This is a genomic window from Streptomyces sp. NPDC088147, assembly GCF_044741565.1.
Classification (GTDB): domain Bacteria; phylum Actinomycetota; class Actinomycetes; order Streptomycetales; family Streptomycetaceae; genus Streptomyces.
The window spans coordinates 316,431-337,695 of the sequence record NZ_JBIUSY010000003.1; the positions used below are offsets into that span (position 1 = coordinate 316,431).

Annotated in this window: 15 protein-coding genes and 1 pseudogene; 4 read left to right on the top strand and 12 right to left on the bottom strand. The window is 71.3% G+C overall.

Annotated elements, in window-relative coordinates:
- Positions 1-75: 75 nt before the first annotated feature.
- Together ACIOGX_RS12250 and ACIOGX_RS12255 are read right to left on the bottom strand one after the other, a co-directional pair.
- Entirely contained in the window at positions 76-1,389 is a 1,314-nt protein-coding gene (locus ACIOGX_RS12250; protein ID WP_401912467.1) for a peptidase, read from the bottom strand.
- Between the two features lie 431 nt (positions 1,390-1,820).
- Positions 1,821-2,420, bottom strand: coding sequence for a hypothetical protein (locus tag ACIOGX_RS12255; RefSeq protein ID WP_401912470.1), 600 nt, complete (start codon positions 2,418-2,420; stop codon positions 1,821-1,823).
- A 437-nt stretch (positions 2,421-2,857) separates the two neighbouring features.
- On the opposite strand from ACIOGX_RS12255, the gene ACIOGX_RS12260 reads away from it, so the two are divergent.
- A complete protein-coding gene (locus ACIOGX_RS12260) occupies positions 2,858-3,595 on the top strand; it encodes a hypothetical protein (RefSeq protein WP_401912473.1) in 738 nt (245 codons plus the stop codon).
- 75 nt (positions 3,596-3,670) lie between these two features.
- On the opposite strand, the gene ACIOGX_RS12265 is transcribed toward ACIOGX_RS12260, so the two are convergent.
- The 3 genes from ACIOGX_RS12265 to ACIOGX_RS12275 form a co-directional block, all read right to left on the bottom strand.
- Positions 3,671-4,621, bottom strand: coding sequence for a tellurite resistance/C4-dicarboxylate transporter family protein (locus ACIOGX_RS12265; protein ID WP_401764036.1), 951 nt, complete (start codon positions 4,619-4,621; stop codon positions 3,671-3,673).
- Positions 4,622-4,737: 116 nt separating this feature from the next.
- Complete coding sequence (locus ACIOGX_RS12270) at positions 4,738-6,495, bottom strand: NAD-dependent malic enzyme (RefSeq protein ID WP_401912476.1); 1,758 nt, start codon at positions 6,493-6,495, stop codon at positions 4,738-4,740.
- 336 nt (positions 6,496-6,831) lie between these two features.
- Entirely contained in the window at positions 6,832-9,180 is a 2,349-nt protein-coding gene (locus ACIOGX_RS12275) for an esterase-like activity of phytase family protein (protein ID WP_401912478.1), read from the bottom strand.
- Between the two features lie 478 nt (positions 9,181-9,658).
- Between ACIOGX_RS12275 and ACIOGX_RS12280 the strand changes: the two genes are divergently transcribed.
- Entirely contained in the window at positions 9,659-10,495 is an 837-nt protein-coding gene (locus ACIOGX_RS12280) for a hypothetical protein (RefSeq protein WP_401912481.1), read from the top strand.
- Between the two features lie 251 nt (positions 10,496-10,746).
- The gene (locus ACIOGX_RS12285; protein ID WP_401912484.1) at positions 10,747-11,970 is read left to right on the top strand and encodes a serine hydrolase domain-containing protein; all 1,224 of its coding nucleotides are present in this window, start codon (positions 10,747-10,749) and stop codon (positions 11,968-11,970) included.
- Between the two features lie 360 nt (positions 11,971-12,330).
- Here the strand turns inward: ACIOGX_RS12285 and ACIOGX_RS12290 are convergent, their stop codons facing one another.
- The 5 genes from ACIOGX_RS12290 to ACIOGX_RS12310 form a co-directional block, all read right to left on the bottom strand.
- Positions 12,331-13,194: an oxygenase MpaB family protein gene (locus tag ACIOGX_RS12290; RefSeq protein ID WP_401912486.1), complete on the bottom strand. Its 864-nt coding sequence runs from the start codon at positions 13,192-13,194 to the stop codon at positions 12,331-12,333.
- Positions 13,191-14,453 (bottom strand): MAB_1171c family putative transporter, encoded by a 1,263-nt coding sequence (locus ACIOGX_RS12295; protein ID WP_401912489.1) that lies wholly within the window; start codon positions 14,451-14,453, stop codon positions 13,191-13,193. The genes ACIOGX_RS12290 and ACIOGX_RS12295 overlap by 4 nt, the downstream gene beginning before the upstream one ends.
- On the bottom strand, positions 14,446-14,952 hold the full coding sequence (locus ACIOGX_RS12300) for a hypothetical protein (protein ID WP_356517668.1): 507 nt from the start codon (positions 14,950-14,952) through the stop codon (positions 14,446-14,448). The genes ACIOGX_RS12295 and ACIOGX_RS12300 overlap by 8 nt, the downstream gene beginning before the upstream one ends.
- A gap of 59 nt (positions 14,953-15,011) precedes the next feature.
- Positions 15,012-15,404, bottom strand: coding sequence for a helix-turn-helix transcriptional regulator (locus ACIOGX_RS12305; RefSeq protein WP_165371782.1), 393 nt, complete (start codon positions 15,402-15,404; stop codon positions 15,012-15,014).
- Between the two features lie 633 nt (positions 15,405-16,037).
- The gene (locus tag ACIOGX_RS12310; RefSeq protein ID WP_401912493.1) at positions 16,038-17,750 is read right to left on the bottom strand and encodes an LPXTG cell wall anchor domain-containing protein; all 1,713 of its coding nucleotides are present in this window, start codon (positions 17,748-17,750) and stop codon (positions 16,038-16,040) included.
- Positions 17,751-17,860: 110 nt separating this feature from the next.
- On the opposite strand from ACIOGX_RS12310, the pseudogene ACIOGX_RS12315 reads away from it, so the two are divergent.
- A pseudogene (locus ACIOGX_RS12315) lies at positions 17,861-18,220 on the top strand (FG-GAP repeat domain-containing protein); the annotation flags it as partial.
- Positions 18,221-18,289: 69 nt separating this feature from the next.
- On the opposite strand, the gene ACIOGX_RS12320 reads toward ACIOGX_RS12315, so the two are convergent.
- Positions 18,290-18,994: a DUF5825 family protein gene (locus tag ACIOGX_RS12320; RefSeq protein WP_401912496.1), complete on the bottom strand. Its 705-nt coding sequence runs from the start codon at positions 18,992-18,994 to the stop codon at positions 18,290-18,292.
- A 172-nt stretch (positions 18,995-19,166) separates the two neighbouring features.
- Positions 19,167-21,146 carry a RiPP maturation radical SAM C-methyltransferase gene (locus ACIOGX_RS12325; protein WP_356517674.1) on the bottom strand — a complete coding sequence of 660 codons (1,980 nt, stop codon included), beginning with the start codon at positions 21,144-21,146 and terminating at the stop codon, positions 19,167-19,169.
- Positions 21,147-21,265 lie beyond the last annotated feature (119 nt).

Sequence of the window (21,265 nt, forward strand, 5' to 3'; positions counted from 1 at the left end):
CCCGGGGACGGGGGCGCCCTGTTCTCACCGCGCGGGTGGACGAGGCCGCGTCAGAAGGTCCTCACAGGCCGTCCGTCAGGAGGCCGAGCCCGCCCGGTGGCGGCGGCCGACGAAGACCGCGACGGCGCCGAGAGCCACGGCCGCGCCGGCCGCGCCGGCGAACCCCGGGAGGGCCGAGGGGGAGCCGGTGCTGGCGAGAGAGCCGGTGGCGGCGGGGTCGCCGGAGTCCACCGGGGTGGTGGACGTGGCGCCCTGCGGCTTGGTGTCCGGGGTCTGCGGCGTGGTCTTGCCGGGCTTGGCGTCCTCGACGTCGTCGACGGCACTGCCGGCGGCGAGCAGCTCGAAGTCGTACTCGGTGGCGAAGTTGCCGCCACAGGACTCGTCGTCGTTGAGGTAGTCACCGGCGACGAACGCAAGGCCGTCCCCGGCCGGGGCCTTGGCGTCAACCTTCAGACGCAGTTTCACGTCGGCCTGGGCGCCCGCCTTCAGCGGACTGATGGGGCCGGCGTGGCTGCCCTCGACGTTCTTCCAGGTCGGGGACGCGGCGGTCGACCACTGTAGGTGGAAGGCGTCGTCGATGACGTTGTAGCCGCTCTTGTCCGTCGCGTGGAAGTAGACGCGGGGGGAGACCTCGTCCAGCGTCTTGTCCGTGCCGTTGGTCACGCGGACCGAGAAGTCGGTCGTCGAGCCCGCGACGATCTTGGACGGCAGGCCGATGGCGACGGTGCGCAGCCGGCTCTCGAAGACGCACTCCGGCTCGCCCGGCTCCGTCTCCTCGTCCCTGGCGTCCGCGAGCGCCTTGTCGGCGGCCTTCTTCGCTTTGAGGGCCTCCTTCTCGGCGTTCTGGACCACGGAATACGCCCGGACGGCCGCGACACGGGCATCGTCGGCGGCCTGGCCGGCCGTCGCGGCCTTGGCGTCTGCGGTGGCCTTGGCGCCCTCTGCGGACAGGACGGCGGTCTCGGCGTCGGCGACCGCCTTCTCCGCGACCGCCGTCTCCTCGGGGGTGGCGGTCCCGGGCAGCGCGGCACGCGCGGCCTTGGCGTCCGTCAGCGCCTTGTCGGCGTTCTCCTTGGCGGTGGCGGCGTCGGCCGCCTCTTTCCTGGCGGCCTTCGCGGCGACGGTGAGCGGCGCGTCGTCGGAGAGGGCGACCTTGAGAACGGCCCGCGCGGCCTTGACCGCGGCGACGGCGTCGTCGTACGCCTTCCGCGCCGTCTCGGCGGCCTTCTCGAGTTCCTCGATGGAAGGCGTGCCCTGCTCGCCCCGCTGCTGCGCCTGCGAGGCGGCGGACGGCTTGGCGTCGGCGAGCGCGGGGGTGACGGAGAGCAGGACGACGGGCGTGGTCACGGCGGCGGCGACGGCCGTGGCAAGAATGCGGCGAATCTTCAACGGAGTCCTTCACGGGTCCGAAAAACGGGTGGGACAAGCAGGTGAGAAAAAGTGGTGGGACGGCCGCTGCGGCGGCACTCACGCAGGGCTTCGCCGGTGATCGTATGACCGGAAACACCCTTGTCGGAAGGGCGTTAAGAAGGAGACGCGTGCCGTGCAGGACACTCACACGGCGGGCAATTGCCCCATAAGGGGATAGTTGCTTTCCCCGTATGGGTCACTTTAGTGATCCATGTCATTGCGTGAGGCGCGAGTCGATCCACCCACACGCACGCGAAACGCTCGGCTGGGAGATCCCAGCCGAGCGTCTGGCTGCTCCGCGCCGACCACAGTCGCTCGACGAGCAGGGTGTTACGCCCCCTTGGATTCGCCACCGGGCGGGGGCCTCATGCCGACGTGGCCTCTCGCGGGGCCACTAACTCGTTCCCAGGTCAGATCGTCGGTGTGTCGTCGACGATCTCCTTGTGCGGTTCGACGATGAACCGCCAGCCGTCGCTGGGCTCCATGAACCGCACGCGGGTCGGGTAGATGTCCAGGGCGCGGCGGTCGCGGTTCTGGCTGCTCGTGTTCTTCCGCCCCCGGGTCGGCTCCTCGAACAGGTCGACCTTGACGTCCGGCACCGAAGCGACTTCCTCGCTCCAGCGCTGGACGATCCCCGCGCCGAACGCGTCCCGCGCGGCGGAGTAGAGCGCCTCCAGGGATTCCTTGCTCCCGTCGGGAACGAAGAGTGCGAGGTTCAGGAGGACACCGGCACTCTGGAGAACCTCGATTTCCTCCCCCGCCTTGTCGGCGACCCAGATCCCACGCTCTTCCGCGTTGTCCGGGAGAACATGGATTTCCTCACCGAAGATCGTCCTCGCAGTGAAGGACCCTCCCTCGAAATTCTTACCCGGCTCCGTAAGGAAAGCCGGGGCATAGCAGTCGAGAGGAAGGTCATCCGTCTCTGCCGAGACGAAGATTCCGTCCTGGAGGCCCAACTCCGAAACCTCGCCGGCCGTAAGACGTCGAGCCGTAACCTTCTCGGTATTCACGCCATTCCCCTTTTTTCGTGGCGTCCTGTGAATTCATCGAAACTCTACCACGAAAACGACCGGCCAGTTTCCGCCGCATATGTCTTACCGGCCACGACAGCGCCGATCAACTCTCCATGTAATTCCTTCCGGCGGAACAGCGAACAGGAATCCGCCCGCACCCGGGAGACGAGTAATTCCCTTCGGCGGTAAATAGGGCTGCCCGGAGGGAGCGGCGCTGGAAATCGACGCGCCCGGTTCCATCCCGCGCTCCGCGCCGTACGGGCCGTACGCGCTGTACGGGCACGATCGTCGTTTCCTCGGCCCGGCAAGCCCGGCGGGCCGAGCGCTGCCGGTGACGGGCATGGGCGCCGATTCGCCCGGCGTGTTCCTATACGCCTGTATACGTGTGTATCCGCGTGTACGGGGGACTCGTGAAAAGGGTGGGGGGGAAATACATGGGGTCGGCACAGCTCAGAGTGATACGGGCCGTGGTGTGGCTGGTCATCGCGGTCGTGGCTCTCGTTGCGGGGGTGGTGATGGCCTTCGGGATCCGCGAGGCGCTGGAGCGGGAACGGGAGTTCCGTGCCGCGCCGGAGTGTGCCTCCGTCCCGGTGAAGGCGTCGGGGTGTCTGTGGGAACAGGAATTCACCGTTCGGAGCGCCGACGCGCACCGCGGCGAGAGGAATGAGCCGGCGGAAGCGGAATTGTCGCTCCCCTCCGGTGAGCCATGGGAAGTAACGTTCCGGCAAACTGATCCGGTGATGTCGGGAATGGGGCCGGGCGACCATGTCGTCGGCTTGATCTGGCACGGTGAGGTCGTCGAGGTACGGGACGCCGGCGGACAGCGGCAGCAGACGTCCGCCGGGCCGCTGGGGTGGCCCGAGGACCGCCTCGGCGGCGCGCTCGCCGGCGTCTCCTTCGGCCTGACCGCCCTCGTCGGGAGCCTGTGGTCACTCTTCGCACGCGGCAGCCGGCGTCACGCGAAGGCCGCGACGGTGGTGCGGTGGCACAGCGTCGGCTTCGGTGTCACCGCCGTCCTGGCGCTCTGGGTGCAAGGGTCCAACGAGTGGCCGATGTGGGCGGTCCCGGCGCTCTGGGGGCCGGTCGCGCTGCTCCTCGTGGCCTGCATGGTGGCCTTCGCCGTCGCCGCCCTCCGCGGCGAGCTGGACGATGATCCCCCGCCCACCCCGTGAGGACGATCCGGCCGCCCGTCGCCGTGGGGTCGCCGTGGGTCCCGGGCTCATCGGTACGGGCTCATCGGTCCGGGCTCACCGGTCCGGGCTCTGCCCCGCTGATCGTCGGCGACCCTCGCGCGCGGCGCCGACCGCGGTCAGCAGCCACAACGTGACGGCGATCCACAGCAGGACCCGGCCGAGGGTCTCGGCTGCCGGCAGTCCGGCGGTCACCGCGATCACGAGGCAGGCGACCGAGGTCGTGGCGAGCGGGAACACGGTGGCCCAGCGCCGGATGTCGTACCGCGCCCGCGGCCACCGTGTCTCGGCGTACGCCAGGACGAGCAACCAGACGAGGCTGCCGACGAGCAGGACGAGCGTGACCGTGCGCAGCGGCCCGTGGAGCACCGGGACCCACCCCAGGGGGCCGCGCGGATCAGAGGCGTCCGTCAGTTTGGCCCCCGCCAGCGCGGAGATCGACAACGCCCCGCCCGCCACCCAGTGGTCGCCCGCGCCCGTACGCACCTCGCGCCGGTCGAAGTGGGCCAGTGCCAGCCCGTACAGCGCCACCCCCAGGCCGAAGAACACCAGACTCGCCCAGCACAGCCACCGCGAGCCCTCCAATACGGCGAGGGTGCTCGCGCCGACGGCCAGGCTCTGCGTGGCCGCGCAGACCAGGAACACCACCCCCGGCAGCCGCCGGCCCCAGCCGTGGACCACCGGCACCAGCAGCACCGGCCACAGTGCCGCCGACAACGCCAGCGCCACCGCCGCCGCGACACGCCATTTCTCCAGCGACAGACAGGTGCTCAGCACACACGTCGACGCGACCCCGGTCAGCGCGGCCGGGGTCACCGCGTCGCGCCGCCACTGCTCCGTGCTGCACACCAGCCGTACGGCGAACGTCACGGCAAAAGCCGCCCACAGCGCGCAGGCGAGCACGAGCGCGATCGCGGACAGCGCCGTGTAACCCGTCAGGTCCAGCCCTACGGAGAGGATGCCGGTCGCCATCACGGCCGTCCCGGCCGCAGGCGTCAATGCCTTCACCGCTCCACCGTGGAGCGGTGAACGCCGCGACCTCATCCGTACACGCCGCAGCAGGGCCAATCGATCCGGGACGTCGCCGATCCGTCCGGGAGGACACGGCCGCCGAGCGGTCGCGGCTACGCCTCGTCCGGCGGCGCCCCCTTCTGGTTCCTCTCGTTCTTCCCGCTCTTCCCGCTCTTCCCGTTCCTCTCGTTCCTCTCGTTCCTCTCGTTCTTCTCGTTCTTCTCGTTCTTCTCGTTCTTCTCGGACAGCGGTCCGTAGACCGGCTGCCACATGGCGTCCTGCACCGCCTGGACCAGATCGGCCGGTTGGCGGGTGGCGACCTTGTCCGCGACGGCCGCTCGTACCACCGCCACCGCGACCGTCGCCGACGACGCGCGCAGGTTCCCCACCGGCGGCAGCAGGGGCGCGCCGGGGGCCCGTGCGTCGACCTGCCCCGCCACCGCCTCCGCGGCGGCGAGCAGCATCCCGGCGGTGAGCCGTGCGGCCCCGGCGACGATGGTGCCCAGCCCGAGGCCCGGGTAGAGCAGCGCGTTGTTGGCCTGCCCGATGACATGGCGCACGCCGCCGTACTCGACCGAGTCGACGGGGATACCCGTCGCCGTCAGGACCCTCCCGTCGGTCCAGGCGAGGAGGTCGGCCGGCATGGCCTCGATCTTCTCGGTGGGGTTGGACAGCGGGAAGATGATCGGCCGGTCGACGTGCTCGGCCATCGCGGTGACCACCGCCTTGTCGAAGGCGCCCGGTGAGGTCGAGGTGCCGATCAGCATGGTGGGCCGCACGTGCCGGACGGTGGTCAGCAGGTCGATCTTCCCGTCCGCCCAGTCCCGCACCTCCGAGGCCGGCCGCGCGTAGGGGGCCTGGTAGTCGCGCAGGTCCCGCATCCCTTCGACCAGCAGTCCCTGACGGTCGACCAGCCACACCCGGCGGGTTGCCTCCTCGGGGTCCAGGCCGTCGCGGACCATCGCGTCGCGCAGCTGGTCGGCATTGCCCACACCGGCCGTGCCGGCGCCGAAGATGACGACGCGCTGGTCGCGGAAGGGCTGCCCGGTGATCTTCAGGGCCGACACCACGGCCGCCAGCGTGATGGCGCCGGTGCCCTGCATGTCGTCGTTGAACATGCGGTAGCGGTCGCCGTAAGTCTCCAGGATGCGGCGGGCGTTGCCCGGCCCGAAGTCCTCGAAGTGCAGGAGCGCGTTGGGATACAGCTCCGAGACCGTCTCCAGGTAGTCCGCGATGAACGCGTCGTACCGCTTCCCGCGGACCCGGCTGTGGCGCACGCCCAGGTACAGCGGATCGTTCAGCAGGTTCTCGTTGTCGGTACCGACGTCCATGACCACGGGCACGCAGCGCCCGGGATGCAGCCCGGCGGCGGCGGTGTAGACGGCGAGCTTGCCCACCGAGATCTGGACGCCCTGCACCCCCCAGTCGCCGATACCCAGGATCTCCTCGGCATCGGAGACCACCACGAGATCGACCTCGTCCCGGTGGAGCCGGAGTGCCTCGAAGGAGCGGCGCACGTCCTGTGGGCGCTCGATGGACAGGAACACTCCGCGCGGGCGCCGGTACTCGTGGCTGTACCGCTTGATCGCCTCGCCCACGGTCGGGTCGTAGACGATCGGCAGCAACTCGGCGAGGTGATCGTGAAGCAGCCGGTAGTACAGCACCTCGTTGCGGTCGTGCAGCTGCTCCAGGTTGAGGAACTTCGCCAGATCGGTCGGCTCCTGCCGCATCTGCTCGTAGGCGCGGGCCGCCTGCTGGTCGAGGGTGAGCACCGCGTCCGGCAGCCGGCCCCACAGCCCGAGGCGATCCCGCTCCTCGGCCGTGAAAGCGGTCCCCCGGTCGGTCAGCGGGTCCAGCAGGGCAGAAGGCATGTGTATCGGCATGAGAACCCCTCCAGGGAGATGTTCCAGCGGTCCGGCCACCCCTCTTTCGGTCCAACCCGCTTTCCATTTTCGGTCCAACCCGCTTTCCATGCTCGACCTGTTCCCCGGGCGGCGCTACCGGGCCGGGGAAGGCGGAAACGGGGTCCTGGAACAGCGCGAACGGCCGCCGGCGAGGTGCCGGCGGCCGTTCTGGATTCCGTGGTCCGTGACCGTCCGAGACTGTCCGAGACCATCCGAGACCGTCCGAGACCGTCCGAGGCTGTCCGCCGCGGCGCGGGTGAGCGCCGCGGTGGGTCAGCCCGGGTCGGTCCGGGTCGGTCCGGGTCAGTCGCGTCCGAAGATCTTCTTGCTGGAGCCGAGGCGCAGGAAGACCGTCTCGCCCGTGGAGTTGTCCAGGGCGTCGTTGTCGGTCACGGCGTAGACCTCACCGTCGCCGCCCACGGTCAGCCCTTCCAGCTTCTCCTGGGTCCAGCCGTTCGTCGCGCGCAGGTCGGGCAGCACGTCGTGGGCGAGCTTCTTGGGCAGTACGGGCAGCGCGCCCGACGGCGCCGCGGACTTCGGCAGGTCGACCGTGTACACCCGCTTGATCTTGGCGGACGGGCCGTTCAGCTTGTCCCGCTCGATGACGGCGAGCTTGTCGCCGACCACGGTGATCTCGGAGAGGCCGATCCAGTCACCCGGGGTGGTGGTGCTGCCGATGCGGTAGCCGTACCAGCTCCAGGTGCCGGCCGTGACGTCGTACCGGCCGAGCCGGACGATCCCGGCCGGGTCGGTCTTGACCTCGCGCTGGAGGGTGGCCCAGACCACCTCGTGACCGCGGCGGTCGGTGGTCGCGGTGACTCCCTCGAAGCCCTGACCCCCGAGGCCGGCGGCGACATCCGCCGGCAGCGGGACGGTCTGCCGGGTACGTCCCGCGCTGTCGAGCCGGACCAGCTTGTTGTCCGCGCCGGTCGCGCCCTCCACGGCGAGCCAGAAGCCGCCCTGCGGCCGGGCGTAGATGCCCTCGGCGTCATAGCCGACCGGCCGGCCGTCGGTTCCCTTGACGTCCAACGACCGGGTGATGACCGCCGGACGCCGCGCCGCGTCGATGGTCAGGATCTTGGTGGTGGAGTACGCGGCGTCGGTGACGCTGTAGAGCTGCTGCCGCTTGCCGGGTACGGCGGAGAGCGCGCCGAGCGCGCCCCAGCCGATCGGCGCGCCGGTGGAGTCCGGGCCCGAGACGATGCCCGGGAACGCGGGGGTGCCCTGGCCCGGGTTGCCGTTGCCCGGGTTGCCCTTGCCCAGGCCGCTCTTGCCCAGACGGAAGACACTCACCGAGGACCGCACGTTGACCGAGGCGTCGTCCTCCTCGCTGGAGACCGTGAGCAGGTCGCGCGACGGGATCGGCAGCAGCCCCTCGGGGCCGTTGGTGGTGGCCAGCACCTGGCGGAAGACCGGGGCGGTCGGCCGGCTCAGGTCGTAGACGGCGACGAAGTTGCTCCGCTCCGAGCCGACGAAGGCGTAGCGCACGCCGTCGAACTCGGCGATCGCCAGGCCCTCCGGCTCGGTGCCCTTCTTCTCGGCCCGGCCTTCGTTGTGCAGCCCGTAGCGCGCGGCGATGGCCTCGAAGCTGTTGCCCGCGTCCCAGACGACCTTGCCGGTCCGGCTGTCGAAGATGGACCAGCCCCGGGTGCCGCCGCGCCAGTCGCCCTCGTTGGCGGTCGCCAGGTAACGGTCGTCGATCCAGCCGACCGAGTCGGGCTCGCGCGGTACGTCGGTGATCGAGCCGGTCAGGTCGATCTCGCCGTCCTCGACCGTGTCGATGCCCTTGACCGACGCCGTACCGGCGCTGAACGCCTTGGTGATCCTGCCCGTCGGCAGATCCAGCAGGACGACGCCGTTGTTCTCCTGGAGGGTCACCACGAGCTGGTCGCGGCGGTTGATGGAGACGTACTCCGGCTCCGGGTCGGTCGGCTCGGTGATCCCGGCGGCGACCAGGGCGGGCAGGGCCTTGCCGTTCGACTGGGTCAGCGGCACGGCGCGGGTACGCCACCGGTCCGGCTTGTCGCCCTTGAGGTCGACGATCTGGACGAAGCCGGCCGGGGCCTGGGGCAGGTCGCCCTCCTCGCCTCCGGGCGGGGTGGCCTCCTCGTCACGCTCGTTCTCGATCGCGATGGCGGCGTACCGCTTGTCCTTGCTGATCGCGATGGAGTCGGGCTGTCCGCCGAGGTCGTGACTCGCCACCCGCTTGCGGTCGCGCAGCGAGATGATGTCGAGCCGGCCGGACGGGTCGGCGTAGCCGGCACTGGTGTTCACCACCACCAGGACGTACTGGCCGACGACCGCCACCGAGGTCGGCTCGTCCTCGGCGTTGCCGAGTTCCGCCAGCGACAGCGTTCCGAGCCCCCGCGGGCTGTCGGGCCTGCTGATGTCGAGGAAGCCGATCCGCCGGGCCACCGCGTCGGTGTAGATCAGGGTCCGGCCGTCCTCGCTGGCCGCCGAGATCTCGGCGACGGTCGGGGAGGCCGGGTCCTCGCCGGCCGGCCGGTTCTGGAAGACCGGGTAGGTGGCGGTGCGGTCGAAGGCGGCCGGCCGCCACGACTCCTGATGCGCGCTCGCCGCGCCCGTGCCGGCCAGCAGGCCGGCGGCGGCTGCCACGGCTACGAGCGCGGCGCAGGTTCTCTTCGGGGACATCGTTTCTCCGTTGCACGACAGTGAAGGGCAGTGAAGGCAGTGGGGGAGCGCGATCGTCCCACCTGCGAGCAAGCACGAGACGGCGCCCGGGTGAACAGCCGACGAGGGGCACCGCCGCCGCGAGGCCGCGCGAGGCGGCGCGCACGGCGCCGCGCGACGCCGCCGCACGGGCTCAGTGTTGTCCGTAGCCGCACCGCCCGCCAAGGCCGCGTACGGGCCGACCGTCGGCGAACAATCTTCGCGAGAGCAACACACGGGCTACGCACGGCCTCCCGCAGAGGCCGTTACGTTGTTCCCGCTCGATCATGAGTGCGAACTTGAACCGGTCGCCGGAGTTTCTGGTGGCGCAGTCAGCACAGAAAGATCGCGGATGGACTACTGCTCCTCGTGCCGTCGGACCCTCAACGGGGCGCTGGTGTGCCCCGGGTGTGGCGCGTACGCACCGGACATCGCCCCTCCTGGGCACCGCCCTCACGACGTGGCACCCACGACCGTGACGGCGGCGGAGGCGTGGCGGACGCGGGAGTTCCCGGCTTCGGCGGACTACTACGGCGCGCCTCACCCCGGTCCCGAGCCGACCGCGTCCGGCGCCCACGGCGCTCCCGGCGCTTCCGGCGCTTCCGACTCCAAAGTCGCTTCCGGCGCCCATGGCGTGCCCGAGGACGCGGTGATGGACTCCGTGGCGGCCGCGTCCGACGCCGGGACGTCGAGTGGCTTCGAGGAGACCGCGCCGGTGACCCCCGGCCGCGCGGCCCGGCGCCGCCAGCTGGCGCGCTGGAAGAAGCAGCGGCGCCGGGCCGTGGTCGCGTCGACCGTCGCACTCGTCGGGGGCGGTCTGACCCTCGCCGTGCTGCCGTCCCGGCCGTCCACCGGCCAGGACACACAGGCATCGGCGACACCGGAGCCGAAAGCCACGGCCACGACGGGCGCGGACGCCACCGACACCGACTCGTCGTCCGTACGGCCGAGCACCCGCGATCCGCGGGACTCCGGCGGCGACGCCCCGCCGCCCGCGATCACCAGCCCGCCGCGGAAATCCACCACCGTGGTGACCAGGACCGCGACGAGGAACCCGCGGCAGACCACGGCCGCCACCCGCCCCACCGCGACGACGAGCCCGCGGCCACAGACCACTCCGCCCGCGGCGGCCGACGATTCGCCCACCACCCGTCCCCCGGCCGCACAGCCGACCACGCCTCCTCCGCCGCCCCCGCCGCCGCCCGCCGACGACTCCACCCCGGACACTCCGCCCCCGAGCAGCACACCGACACCGCCGCCGGACCGGCTCTGCCTGCTTGTCCTGTGCATCGGCTGATCGCGCGCTCCCGGACCCGTATCCGGTCCGACGGCATGACGGCGAAGGACGGCGAAGGCCTGATCACCGCGCCGGGGAGGACCGTTGGGAAGGCCACCCCCTGGGGACCGCACCCCCCAGGGGGTGGACCTTGCTCCACCCCCGTTCCGGGAGCAGGCAGCATTCCGGTGGCATGCCCGGCACGGACAAGCTGAGGACATGCCGGTGCACACGCATCCGGCCCGTCCGGTCAGTCCTGAAGGAGCTTCCGCATGTCCGACAACGCCCCCACCCCCGCCCGTGTTTCCGGTACCTCCGCCCGCCGGAGGGGCTCCCGACGGAGGGGGGCGGCCCTGATCGCCCTCACGCTGGTGGCCGGGCTGGGTCTGCCCGCCGCCTACAGCGCGGCCTACGCCGACGAGAGCACGCGGACCAGCGAGGCGGGCGGGCACAAGGGCGCGCGGACGGACCTGCGGAAGATAGTCGACGGCCTCGTGAGCGACGGCAGGCGTCCCGCCGCGCTCCTCAGTACCCGGGAGCGGGACGGCCGTACGCGTACGTACACCGCGGGCGTCGCCGACCTGGCGACCGGCGCCCCGGTCCCGGCCGACGGTCAGGTGCGCATCGGCAGCAGCACCAAGACCTTCACCGCGGTCGTGGTGCTGCAACTCGTCGGTGAGGGAAAGATCGACCTCGACGCGCCGATCGAGACCTACCTGCCGGACCTCATCCGCGGTGAGGGCGTCGACGGCCGTCACATCTCCGTACGGCAGCTGCTCCAGCACACCAGCGGACTGCCCGAGTACACCCAGGCCGTGGCCGAGAACTTCACGGAGTTCCAGCACCGCTACGCCGAACCGCGGGAGCTGCTCGACCGCGCCCTGAAGGGCAAGGCGTCGTTCCCTCCGGGCGCCAAGTGGGAGTACAGCAACACCAATTACGTCGTCGCGGGGCTGCTCGTCCAGAAGATCACCGGCCGCCCGCTCGCCGAGGAGATCAACAAGCGGACGGTCGAACGGATCGGGCTCCGGCACACGTACTTCCCGCGCGCCGGTGACATGACGATCCGCGAGAAGCACCCCAAGGGCTACTTCGCCGAGCGGCCCGGCGCCCCGCTGCGCGACGTCACGGTGCAGGACCCCTCCTGGGGCTGGGCGGCCGGGGCCATGATCTCCACCAACAGCGATGTCAACCGCTTCTTCACCGCGCTGCTCGACGGCCGTCTGCTCAAGCCGGCCCAGCTCAGGGAGATGCGCACCACGGTCCCGGCCGAGGACCCGGTCGCCGGCTCCCGTTACGGACTCGGGCTGATGAGCAAACCACTGTCCTGCGGCGGCGTCGCCTGGGGCCACGGCGGCGACATCCCCGGCTACGAGACCCGCGGCGGCGTCACGGAGTCCGGCCGCTCCGTCAGTGTCGCGGTCACCGTCCTGCCGGGCGCACTGGACGAGGTGATGGAGGTGGAGAAGGCGGTGGACGCGGCGCTGTGCCGCTGACACACGCGGCCGGTCGCGGCGCTTCCTAGGGCCCAGCGGACCGCCGCGACCACGCCGAGGAGCAGGGGCGGCGCCGACCACCACGGTCCCATGGCTCGCCGCACCGAGGGCGCGACCGTGATCAGCAGGGCCAGGGCGCTCGTCGCGAGGGTGAGAATGCACGCCAGGACGATTCCGGCGCGCGCGTCGTCGTCCCAGGTGCCCGCCGGCCGGATGGTCAGCGCCAGGAAGCAGCACCCGGCGGCGATCAGATGGAGAAGCACGAGCGGAACGGCCAGGACCCCTCGCAGACAGCCCACGTCCTCCGTGGGCGACGGGTAGCGCGTCACGGGTGTCGCGTCACGGGCGTCGGGTCGCCAGTCACGCGGCACGCCGTCGCGCGCGGGCGCGGGCTCGTAGCGCGTACGTGACCAGGGCGCGGACCGGGGCGGGTGGGCGGCGTACGGTCAGGGCCTCGCGGAGCGGCCGGTCCAGGAGCGAGGCGGCGAACACCGAGGCCAGCGGGGCCAGTGGGGCGGGCAGCCGGGCCGCGAGCAGGCCCTTGCTGGTGGCGGCCCAGAGCGCGCGGCCCGCGTCCGTGGGGGCGAAGTGGCGCGTCTCGTAGTCGCGCATCCAGCGCTCCACACCGGCCAGGCCATCGGCCCCGGCCCCGGCCACGCCACCGGCCGCGTCGCCGGTCGCCCCGCCGGCCGCGTCGCCGGTCGCCCCGCCGACCACGCCACCGGCCACCCCGCCGATCGCCCCACCGGCCGCCTCTCCCGCCAATTCGCCGTCCAGGCTGGAGAGTTCGGGCATACCGAGGGCGTCCGCGAGGGACAGGTGGAAGAGGTAGGCCGCGTCCCGCTCCGCCTCGGTGACGGCCCGGTGGCCGTGGGCGTCGATGAAGCGCAGGGGGCACACGGTGAAGCAGGCCAGTACGTAGTGCATCAGCTCCGGCGTGATGCCGGGCCGGTCGTGGACCCGGCGCAGCCCGTCGACGACCCGACGGCCGTCCTCGCTGTCCAGGCCCTTCCCGATCAGGGTGAACATGGCCACCCCGGTCGCCTTGGCCCGGCCGCGCGGCTCGTTGGTCATCCGGCCGGTGGCGGCCAGCACCCGGGCGATGTCCGGGATGCCGAAGGTACGGACGAAGCCGAGGGTGAGTCCGACCCGGGACTCCTCCGGCATCGTCTCCAGGACGAGCCGCGCGTAGGCGCGGTACGCGCCGCGCGTTCCGGCGGTCATTCGGCCGCGGTGGCGACGGCCAGCGCCTCGCCGGTCAGGGGGGCGTACAGAGAGCGGGCGACCCGTACCAGGTGTGCGCGTTCCTCGGCCGGTTCCGCGTCCAGGCCGGGCAGCGGAGCCTGGTCCTCGCGCGGGCGCGGCGGGGTCCCGGCGTTCAGCGCCTCGCCCGCGGCGCGCAGCGCGGCGGCGACGATCAGGGCCGCCCGGTCACCGTCGTCCAGACCGGCCCGTTCGGCGACGCCGGTCGCCGCGGCGACCACCGCGGGATCGACCCACGGCCGCAGCGTCAACTGGCCGTCGCGTATCTCCAGTCCACGCCTGGCGGTACGCCACTCCAGGTCCCGGAACGCCAGCCGCTCGGTCCACGGCGACGGAGGCGCCTCCAGGGCCAGCCGGCGGTCCGCGCGGTACACCAGATCCCACAGCGGGCGCAGGGCCTGGTAGTCGCGGCGGCGGAGCGTCCAGGCGGCGACGGCCGGTCCGGCGAACCCCGCGGTGATGAGTACGGCTCCGAGCGCGGCGAACGCGGGACCCGCGGCCGTGCTCAGCCACTCCACCCCGTCGACCTCCGCGAAGGCCGCGCCGATCGCGATGAGCTTGCACACGACATAGCCGCAGGCCACGAGCCCGCCGACGGCGATCAGCCGGATGCCGCGGCGCAGCCACCCGTACGGCAGCCCGGCGGCGTGCCCGGAGCACACCCGGCTGATGTCGATCAGCGCGAAGCCGAACAGCACCTGGTAGATGACGAGGAAGACCGCGATCCGCGGGCTGGTCGCGAAGGTGGTGTCGAACGTGAGGGGGGTCTCCGGGCTCTCCGCTCCCCCGGTGAGGAACAGGACGATCATCGTCGGCACCAGGACCGCGAACACCGCGAGCCGGCGCCGCGCCTGCCGCCAGGTGTCGCCCGTCACCCCTTCCCACACCTGTGCGTTGGTGCGCCGCTTCGGCGGGGTCCACATCCGCGCCAGCACCACGACGGAGGCGGAGAAACCCGTGATGCCGAGATAGACGAACAGCGTCGCCAGATTGCCGCGGCCCGTGAGGCCGTCGATCAGCCGGTACAGCACCGGGGCCGCCACCACGAACGCGGTCGAGGGGGCCGCGACCGTCACGGCGACGACGAGCAGACCGGGGGACGGATCCCGGCGCCACGCCCGGAACTTCAGTACGGCCACGACCCAGGCGACCGTACCGATGCCGAGGTAGACCACGTTGAACGGCGCCTCGGACATGCCGGACGCACCGCCGTCAGACATGCTGTCCCTTGCGATGCTCCAGCGCGGGCGCCAGCTGGGAGGTCGTCCCGGCCCCGGGCGCCAGCACGAGAATGCGCGTCAACTCGGCCCCCAGGATCTCCGCTTCCTCTTCCGCCGCACCATCGTAGTGCGAACGGCCGAGCACCAGCCGGATCATGTCGGCGTCGATCGTGGGCAGTTCCACATGCGCCGTGTCCTCGTCGGCCGCCGGGGCCTCGGCGAGGTGTCCGCAGAGAAGATGCGCGAGTTCGTGGCAGATGATGTGCGCCTGGTGCAGGCCCGAGGTCTCCTGCTCGAAGTAGATGACGTCGGATTCCGCGCGGCGTTCGACGAACCCCGACGGCTCGTCCACCCGCATCCGGCGCGGAACGAGCCGTACGGGACGCCCCGACCGGTCGGCGACCGCGGCGCACAGCTCTTCGACCGTGCTCAGCTGCGGCAGATCCAGCTCTCTGACCATGGCCCGCATCCGGCGGCGGGTACGTCCAAGATCTCGCACGTTCTCCCCATCAGCGTCGGCCGGCCGCCAGTGCCCCAACGGCGTCTGCCGGTAGTCGGTCACGCCTCGGAGCGACCGTCGGACCGGCCGTCGGAACGGCCCTCGGAGCGGCCGTCGGGCAGTCCGACGGCCTTCCTCAGTTGTTCCACAACAGTGAGGGCGGCGTCCTGCATTTCCGGGGGAAGACCGGCGGCCCGCATGGCGATACGTTCCACCCGGGCGTCCCGCAGCGCCTCGATCTTGCGCAGGTCGCGCTCGACGGCCTGGGCGGTGGCGGAGTCGCTGAAGTAGTCCAGCGGGATGCCGAAGAACTTGGCGATCTTCACCGCGTTCTCCAGGCTGGGTTTCTGCGTGCCCTTGCGGAGGTTGCCGATGTAGGTGCCGCTCAGGCCGGTCCCCTCGGCGATCTCCGAGTCGCGCCAGGGGCGGCCCAGATCCTTGGGATAGATCACCGAGATCACCCGCCGGAAGCGGGCCGCGAAGTCCAGGGGTTCCGACGGCTCTCCACGGTTCCCACTGTTCCCGCCGTCGCCAGTGTCGCCAGTGTCGCCAGATCGAAGAGCCGACGCTTCTGAGCGTGGAGAATCCGTGGCCATGTGCCGGATCATAGAACTCTTCGGCCGACGGCGGGGATCACACTGCCGTACCGATTTACACGATCGTTGCGAATAAGCGGGTCAAAAGACGCACCGCGCACGGAATCGCTGTCGACCACCCGCCGTGCAATCAACAATAGTTGACTTCTCCTCGGCGCAAGTAGCAGGATCGACGACGCTGGCGCGTGCACGTCATGAGAGTCCCCTCGTGGGACCTGGCTCTGCGGGCGCCGGGCGCCGCTGCCCCACGGGGGTGGGCAACAGCGCCCGGCGCCCGGACCTGTCCGCGGGGCGGGCCCGGAGGCTCTGAGGCCCTCATGACGCGCTCGCCACGGCTGTGCCGGGCGGGGGCGGGCCATGAGGGCCTCGGTGTCTTCACGGGCTTACAGGCTTACGGGCTTACGGGCTTGGAGGCTTGCGGGCTTGGGGGCTTACGGGCTTGGAGGCTTGCGGGGTTGGGGCCGGTGCCCGGGGGGCGCGTCGTGCGCGTCAGGCCACTGCCCCGGTCCGGCGCCTGCGCGCGACCACCACCAGCGCGCAGCCCGCCGCGAGTACGGTCGCGCTCGCCCAGGCGATCGCCGACGTACCGCCGCTACCGGTCTGGGCCAGGGCGCCGGTGCCACCGCCCGCGGCTCCCGTCGTCCCCGCGCCTGCGTTCGGCGGTGAAATGGTCTGCGGCTGGGGCTGGTTGCCGCCCGAGCCGCCCGCCGGACCACCCTCCGGACCGCCCGTCGAACCGCCGGTGCCCGCCGCGTCCGTCACCCGCACCGTGAAGAACGCCTTGTTGTTCGCCTTGTTGGTGTCGAACGCCAACTCCGCGCCCCACTCGGACATATGACGTACGACGCCGCGGGTCGTCGCCGGCGCGTCCTCGCCGACCTTCAGCACGAACGGCACCGTCGCGACCTTGCCCACGGGGAACGGCGAGCCGATCCAGCAGAGGTAGGCGGGCACGTCGGGGTCGGGTTCGCTCCCGCCGTCGCCCTTCCAGACGCGGCAGCGCTCCGGCATCTTGACCACGGTCGTGCCCTTGGGGATCTCGACCAGCAGCGAGATCTGACCGTCGGCGGTGATGAGGTCGACGGAGGCGGGGCCGTCGTTGCGGACCTTCGCCGCCAGCGTGACGGTGTCGCCGGGATCGGCGGTGACAGTGTCCCCGGTGACGTCGAGGTCGGCGGTGTTGGTCGCGTTGACGATCCATCGCCAGCGGTCCGTCAAGGACTCGCTGGGCGGAGCACTGCCGTCCGAAACGAGCGCGAGCACGGGCCCTGCCCCGGAGCCGTGGCCGCTCTTCGCGCCCTTCGCGCCCTTCGCGTCCTTCGCGCTCGTCGGCACGGTGGCGGCGAGGGGCGTCACCTCGAAGTCCACGAACTCGAAGAGCGCCGTCTTCTTGACGTCGAAGCCCACGGGCGTGGACAGCCGGTAGCGCTTGCCCGGTTCGACGGGCGTGCTGATATGGCACACCGCCTCGGGCAGCGGGCGCCCGGCGCCGGACGGAGGGTCGGTGGTCCCGTACACACAGTTCGAGAACCGCTGTGCGAAGCCGAGTTCGTGGGAGGTGCCGAGCCGCAGTGCCACGCCCTGAGCCGTCAGCGACCCGGTGTTGGCGACGGTGATCGGGGCGTCGAGCGTGCTGCCGGGCTCGGCGGTCTCCGTATCGGGGAGCCGGCTGACGGCCAGCGCCACCGCGCCGACGGTGACCTTCACGGTCGTGTCGATGACGGTCGCGTTGGTGGACGTGGCGTAGACCCGGGCGGTGCCCGTCGTACCGAGCGCGGCGCCCGGCTTGGCGCTCATTTCGAGGAGCCCGCCCGAGTAACCGTCCGGCGCGATGTCCGTGACGGGCCAGGCGCACACGTCGTCCGGGCAGCCGTCGGGGCCGCCGCGCACCTCGGTGAAGGCGGAGATGCCGGACACGTCGATCTTGACGACCACGTCCTTGGCGGTACCGCCGTCGGGGTCGCCCGGGACACCCCAATTGATCAGCGGCGGATCGCTCTCGGCGGGCTGCGGCAGGCCGACCTCGTTCTGGACGACATGGAACTTCAGGACGGGACCGGCGGCCTCGGCCGGTTTCGAACCGTCCGCCGGGTCCGCCTGGGCCGGGGTACCGGCGAGCACGGCGCCGAGGAGAACGACCGCGACGGCGGCCGGGGCTGCCGTCCAGCGGCGTTGGCTGAGGCGTCGGCTGAGTAGAGACATCTCGCGGATACCCTTCCGTTTACCGGACGTTGGCTTCCAGATGTCCTGTGCGACAGATGGGCCTGGTGAATGGTTGTGCGGAGGTGAACACTCCGTTCAGCGGGGCGCCGCTCGCCGCCGGGAAGAGGATCCGTTCCGGCTGGACGGGTTACCCGCATGTCGTCGGTGCCGGTGATCTGAACGGGGACGGCATCGGCGACGTACTGGCCCGGGGGAAGAACGGGACCCCGTACCGGTACGACGGCACCGGCAAGGGCACGCTGCGCGAGCGCGTGACGGTGTTCACCGCCTGGGGCGCCTCGTACACCACCATCGTCGGCGTCGGCGACATCACCGGCGACGGCCGGAACGATCTGGTGATCCGGGACAAGGCCGGCGACCTCTACCGCAACGACGGGAAGGGCAACGGCTCCTTCACCTCGCGGACGAGGATCGCCACAGGCTGGCAGGGGTACAAGGGCGTCTTCTGAGCGCCGGGCGTCTTCGCGGCGGGCGTCTTCTGAGTGGCGGGCGTTTCCCCGCGCCCGCCTCCGCCCGCCTCAGATCGTCATCGCCTCCTGGATCCAGCGGTTGACGCGGTACGGCAGCCACCACTCCAGTCCGCCGACCGCGAGGACGAGACGCTCCTCGCGGAAGTCGGCGAGCGCGTCCGCCGGCACCGACGCCGCGGGAGCCCCGTACGCCAGGCGTTCGATCGCCTCCTGGTAGTGCGGCTCGTCCACCGTGAACCGGCGGAGATCTCCCCAGCGGCGGTCGCGGATCTGGACGAAGCCCGGCCCCTGCCGCCAGAGGCACTTGCCGAGGTAGTGGCCGTTGCGCCAGGTCCGCAACGCGTCGGCCGCGGCCGACGGGGCCACCCCCTCCCCCTCGATCCGCTGCGGCGGCTGGAGGTGGCTCAGGAGGCGGCTGATGTCCTCGGCGGCCGTCGGGCCCCGGCCGGGATCCGGGCGCAGGTCCCACTCGACGAGTACCGCGCGGGCCGTCAGGTCTCTGACGAGGCTGAGGGTGCGTACGGTACGGGCCGCCGCGTCCGGCGTCGCCGTGTCCGCGAGATTCACGGCGCCGGACAGCCGGACGCGGCGCGCGCCCAGTTCCCACAGCCGGTCGCACTCCTCGGGGACGGAACCGGTCAGCGCGAGGTCGCCGAGGAACATCCCCGGCAGCGCGCAGGCGACGGGATCGTAGTCACGCCAGGCGGCGACGGCGGCGGGCGGAGTGAGGGTGGAGCTGGAACCGGAACTCATCGGGCTGGCCTCCTGGTGCGCCTGAACGGTCGGACGGCGGTCGGACGAGGGCTGGTGGACGGTGGAAGAGGGCTGGCGGAAGAGGGCTGGCAGAAGGTGGACGAGGGCTGGTGGAAGGTGGAAGTCGGCTGGTGGAAGAGGGCTGGCGGACGGTGGAAGATCGAGAGACGGGTCAGACCCCGGTCATGTGCGGTTCGGCCGACGCGGAGGCCGATACGGCCGCCGGTGCGGGGTCCGTTGCGGGATCCGGTACGGGCGCCTCCGCCCGAGGCGCGTGCCTGTGCCGCATGAAGTCCAGCCGCAGCAGGTCCTCGTTCACCGCCGACGGCGCGATATGCACGTACTGCCCGTTGTCGGTGAAGACCAGCCCGAGCCCCACCCAGCGGTCGAGCAGGTCCTGCACCTCGTCCTCCTGGAGCGCCCCGCCCGGCACCCGGCCCGCGGCCTTGCGGGTGAGGGCCGCCGGCGTGTGCGGCTGGTCCAGCAGCCGGAACGCGGCGATCTCGTACGGGTCGGTCAGCTCCATCGCCCGCCACTCGAACGCCCGGCGCTTGCTGACCAGGACGATACGGTCGCCCAGATCGGCCTGCGTGAGGCGCGCGTCGGCGTGGTGCTTGCGCCAGGCGGCGAGGGCGGCGTTGAGCGCGGTGACCGTGGGTTTGCCGATTCCGCGCTCCGGCGCCTCGAAGACATAGGCGAGGCCGTAGAGCTCCTCTTCCGGCAGGTCGTAGGTGAAGCGGTAGTGCGCCTCGGGGCGCAGCCCGGAGAAGCCCAGTTCGGGCCGGTTGAAGTAGGGGCTGAACCGTTCGATGGCGATCCGGGCGGAGAGGTCGACCGGCGGATTGAGGTGTTCCAGCGCCGGTATCTGCGCGATGACCGGGTCGTAGTCCTCCGCGCTCTCCCCGGGGAAGCCGTGCAGATAGTTCCAGGACACCGACAGGCCGGTCTCGGCTCCGTCGCGGAGCATGCGTACGTTCTGGCAGCCGCTGACGCCCTTGTCCATCAGATCCAGGACACGGCTGTTCAGGCTCTCGATGCCCGGCTGTACGTAGATCAGGCCCGCGTCGGAGAGCGTACGGAGATGGGCGCGGCGCATATTGGCCTTGATCTCGATGTGCAGCCGCAGGTCGTAGCCGCTCTCGATGATCCGGGGCAGCACGGTGGAGAGGTAGCCCATGTCCAGGATGTTGTCGACCACGTACATGTCCAGCACGCGGTGGCGGCGGGCGAGATCCATGATCTCGTCGTAGAAGGTGTCCGGGCTCTTGCTGCGGAACTGCATGAAGGAACCGTTGAGCCCGCAGAACGTGCAGTGGTGCTTCTCGCCCCACCAGCAGCCTCTGGCGCCCTCGACGACGAGTTTGGGCTCGACCCAGTTGCGGGCCACGGAGGCGCCGAGGCGTTCGAAGTAGCCGCTGTAGTCGGGCGGCAGGATGGTGGCGGGCGGCAGCGGGCTGGTGGCCATCGCGTTGGCGGTGCTCACACCGTCCGGACCGCGGTGGCACAGCCCGGTGACGGTGGAGAGGTCCGGCTGTTCCTCGCCGAGCGCGGCCAGCAGCCGCGGGAACGCGGCCTCGCCCTCGCCCCGTATCACGTAGTCCACGAACGGGAAGTTGCGATGGACCGTCGCGCCTTGCTCACCATCGCAGTTGGCGCCGCCGATGACGGTCACGATGTGCGGCGCGAGCCGCTTGACCTGGCGGGCGGCGGCGAGCGCGGCGGTGTTCTGCTGGAAGGTGGAGGTGAAGCCGACGACATCGGGTGCCTCGTCGACGATCCGCTGGGCGATCTCCGACACGAACTCCGGTACCAGCCGGTGCAGTTCGCGGGTCATCCGCATCCGGGAGGCGCCGAGCTTCCCCTTCATCGCGGCGGCGAACTCGTCGTCCCGCCAGGCGGGGTCGTCGTAGAGCGCGGAGGAGAAGACCCAGTCGCCGCAGCCCATGAAGTAGGAGGCCAGCGCGTAGTACTCGTAGTCCTCGGCGGTGAATTCCATGCGCCGGGTGATCCAGTCGGTGAATTCGAGGTTGGCGTGGAGGACTTCGGCACTGCCGTCCGGCACGTGCTCGTCCACACTCCGCTTGAGGATTCCCAGGGCCAGCGACGGAAGGTCGATGGGCGACCAGGGCATGTTGACCAGCAGTACGCGCATGTCGGTGCTCCTCGTGGGACGTACGGAGGTAGGTCGGTACGGGCAAACCGACCGCGGTCGTGCCCGGTCGTGGGCGGGACGACCGGCCGGCCCGGCATCGGTGGCCGCCGGGCCGGCCG